Origin of the sequence: Bathymodiolus azoricus thioautotrophic gill symbiont (assembly GCF_001298715.1) — a bacterium.
In the GTDB taxonomy this organism is placed as follows: domain Bacteria; phylum Pseudomonadota; class Gammaproteobacteria; order PS1; family Pseudothioglobaceae; genus Thiodubiliella.
In genome coordinates this window covers 1-2,961 of the sequence record NZ_CDSC02000181.1, presented here as the reverse complement: position 1 = coordinate 2,961, position 2,961 = coordinate 1, and the positions used below count along the sequence as shown (strand labels likewise).

Genomic DNA, 2,961 nt, shown 5'->3' with positions numbered 1-2,961 from the left:
AACTGACATGGCAGGTAGGCCAGCTAGATTAATCGCTATCGTGTAAATATCAGCTAAGTACATTTCGATAGGGTCATCAGGTTTTTTCGCCTATGCCAAAAGCAGGGGTAGGGGATACGGGTCCCATAATGACATCGACTTGTTCTAAAGCTTGTTTGAAATCATCACTGATTAAACGGCGGGTTTTTTGCGCTTTAATATAGTAAGCATCATAATAACCTTCAGATAGGGCATAAGTACCAACTAAAATACGGCGTTTGACTTCCGTGCCAAAAGCTTCACCACGTGAACGAATATACAAATCATTTAAATCAGCAGGGTTTTCACAGCGATAACCATAACGCACACCATCAAGGCGTGAAAGGTTAGCCGAGCATTCCGCAGGAGCAATGACATAATAAGAAGGAATTGCGAGTTTTAAATTAGGCATAGACACTTCGACAATTTCTGCGCCCATTTTTCTGTATTCATTGATTGCCGTGTCAATGCTCGCTGCCATCTCGCTGTTTAATGCTTCATCAAAAAATTCTTTAGGAAGACCAATTTTTAAGCCAGTTAGAGAGTTATTCAAGTCGGCACTGTAATCTGGCACGGCACAATCCACGCTAGTGGAATCTTTAGGGTCAAATCCGGCCATAGCTTGGAGCATAAGCGCTGTATCTTCCGCCGTTTGCGCCATTGGGCCGCCTTGATCTAAGCTGGAGGCGTAAGCAATCATGCCGTAGCGTGAGACTCGGCCATAAGTGGGTTTTAAGCCAGTAATGCCGCACAGCGCTGCAGGTTGGCGAATAGAGCCACCTGTATCGGTACCGGTGGCACCGGGGATTAAACGCGCAGCAACGGCTGCTGCTGAGCCACCCGATGAACCACCGGGTACACAGTGGGTTGCCCAAGGGTTTTTGACCGTACCATAAAAGCTGGTTTCATTGGAGGAGCCCATAGCAAACTCATCCATATTGAGTTTACCTAGGGAAACAGCACCAGCGGCATTAAATTTTTCTACTACAGTCGCATTATAAGGCGAGATAAAGTTATCCAGCATTTTTGAACCGCAGCTAGTTTTTATACCGAGGGTGCAAAAAATATCTTTATGTGCCATAGGTACGCCGGTTAAGAAGGGCGCATCACCGGCAGCGAGCATCGCGTCGGCTTGCTTGGCGGCAGCGATAGCCTGATGTTCAGTTACTGTAATAAAACTGTTCAGGTCTTGGTGTTGTTTAATACGTGCAAGATAGGATTCAGTGAGTTCTTGACTAGAATAATCGCCTGCGCGTAAGCCTTGAGCGATTTGGGCAAGGGTTTTAGTATGCATATGTTTTACCTTATTCTATGACTTTGGGCACAAGATATAAGCCTGCTTCAACTTGCGGAGCAATGGCCTGGAAGGCTTCCCGGTTATTAGTTTCAATAACTTGGTCAGGGCGTAAACGTTGTGCCTGATCAAGGGGGTGTGCCATAGGTGTGACATCATCAGTATTAACTGCGCTCATTTGAGCAACCAGGTCTAACATGCCGGAGAGATCTTGGGCATAAGATTCGGTGTCCTGAGCATCAATGCCCAAGCGCGCTAAATACGCAACTTTATTAACATCATCTACTGTTAACGACATTTTAACTCCATTACTCGGTGGGGTTCTTAGGTAGTTTAAGCGCCTTATATAGGCTTTGTTTTAAGCTTCTATAAAGACGAATAGCGCAATATGATACTTTATATCTTGCCCAAATACCTTATTGATTGATAAAGTAGTGGAATTTTCTATGAGTTCAGGAACAAGAATTAATGTTTAATAAACTTCGTGGCCTATTTTCAAATGATTTGTCAATTGACTTAGGGACAGCTAATACACTTATTTATATGCCGGGGCAAGGAATAGTCTTAAACGAACCTTCAGTAGTCGCTATCAAAGAAGATCGGATTCGTGGATCTAAAATGATTGCTGCGGTAGGCACAGAAGCTAAGCTAATGCTGGGTCGCACACCGGGGAATATAACCGCTATTCGTCCTTTGAAAGATGGCGTGATTGCTGATTTTGCAGTAACAGAACGTATGTTGCGTGAATTTATCAAAAAAGTGCATGAGAATAAATTTTTCCGGCCTAGTCCGCGTATTTTAATTTGTGTGCCTTGTGGTTCTACTCAAGTTGAGCGGCGAGCTATTCGTGAGTCGGCGGCAATGGCGGGTGCGCGTGAAGTTTATTTGATTGAAGAACCTATGTCAGCAGCAATCGGTGCGGGTATGCCGGTTGATGAAGCGCATGGTTCTATGGTTTTAGATATAGGGGGAGGGACTTCTGAAGTTGCCGTTATTTCTTTAAATGGGATTGTGTATTCGGCTTCCGTACGTATTGGTGGTGACCGTTTTGATGAGGCAATCATTAATTATGTGCGCAGAAATTACGGTACTTTAATTGGTGATGCAACGGCTGAGCGTATTAAAAAAGAAATAGGAACGGCCTATCCGGGCAGTGAGATTATGGAAATTGAGGTGAAAGGGCGTAATTTAGCAGAAGGTGTGCCGCGCGGTTTTACTTTAAATAGCAATGAAATTTTAGAAGCCTTACAAGAGCCATTATCTGGTATCGTTGGTGCAGTTAAAGTTGCTTTAGAGCAAACCCCGCCTGAACTTGGTGCGGATGTAGCAACAAGAGGTATTGTTTTAACGGGTGGTGGTGCTTTATTAAAAGATATAGACCGTCTTATTTCTGAAGAAACGGGCTTACCCTGCTATATTGCTGATGATCCACTAACTTGTGTCGCACGTGGTGGTGGCATGGTATTGGAAATGTTGGATGAAAAAGGCTTGTCTGCTTTTTCTTTGGAGTAGAATGATATCGCTTATTATTAATCCAGCTTTTGAATTTTAAGGCCACTTTTCATTTTTAATGGGTGTAGGATGAGCTGAGGAACGAAGCGCATCGCTTTGAATTGATACACTTCTAAATTGAGTGGCCGTGAGTTAGT

At 43.8% G+C, this 2,961-nt stretch carries 2 protein-coding genes and 1 pseudogene; 1 reads left to right on the top strand and 2 read right to left on the bottom strand.

The genetic code is table 11. The features are described 5' to 3' along the window. Together gatA and gatC are read right to left on the bottom strand one after the other, a co-directional pair. A pseudogene (gatA, locus tag BAZSYMA_RS03545) lies at positions 1-1,312 on the bottom strand (Asp-tRNA(Asn)/Glu-tRNA(Gln) amidotransferase subunit GatA); the annotation flags it as partial. A gap of 10 nt (positions 1,313-1,322) precedes the next feature. Continuing rightward, positions 1,323-1,610, bottom strand: coding sequence for an Asp-tRNA(Asn)/Glu-tRNA(Gln) amidotransferase subunit GatC (gene gatC / locus BAZSYMA_RS03540; protein WP_090715691.1), 288 nt, complete (start codon positions 1,608-1,610; stop codon positions 1,323-1,325). Between the two features lie 170 nt (positions 1,611-1,780). Here gatC and BAZSYMA_RS03535 point away from each other — a divergent pair, with 170 nt between their 5' ends. Further along, a complete protein-coding gene (locus tag BAZSYMA_RS03535; RefSeq protein WP_090715689.1) occupies positions 1,781-2,824 on the top strand; it encodes a rod shape-determining protein in 1,044 nt (347 codons plus the stop codon). Positions 2,825-2,961 lie beyond the last annotated feature (137 nt).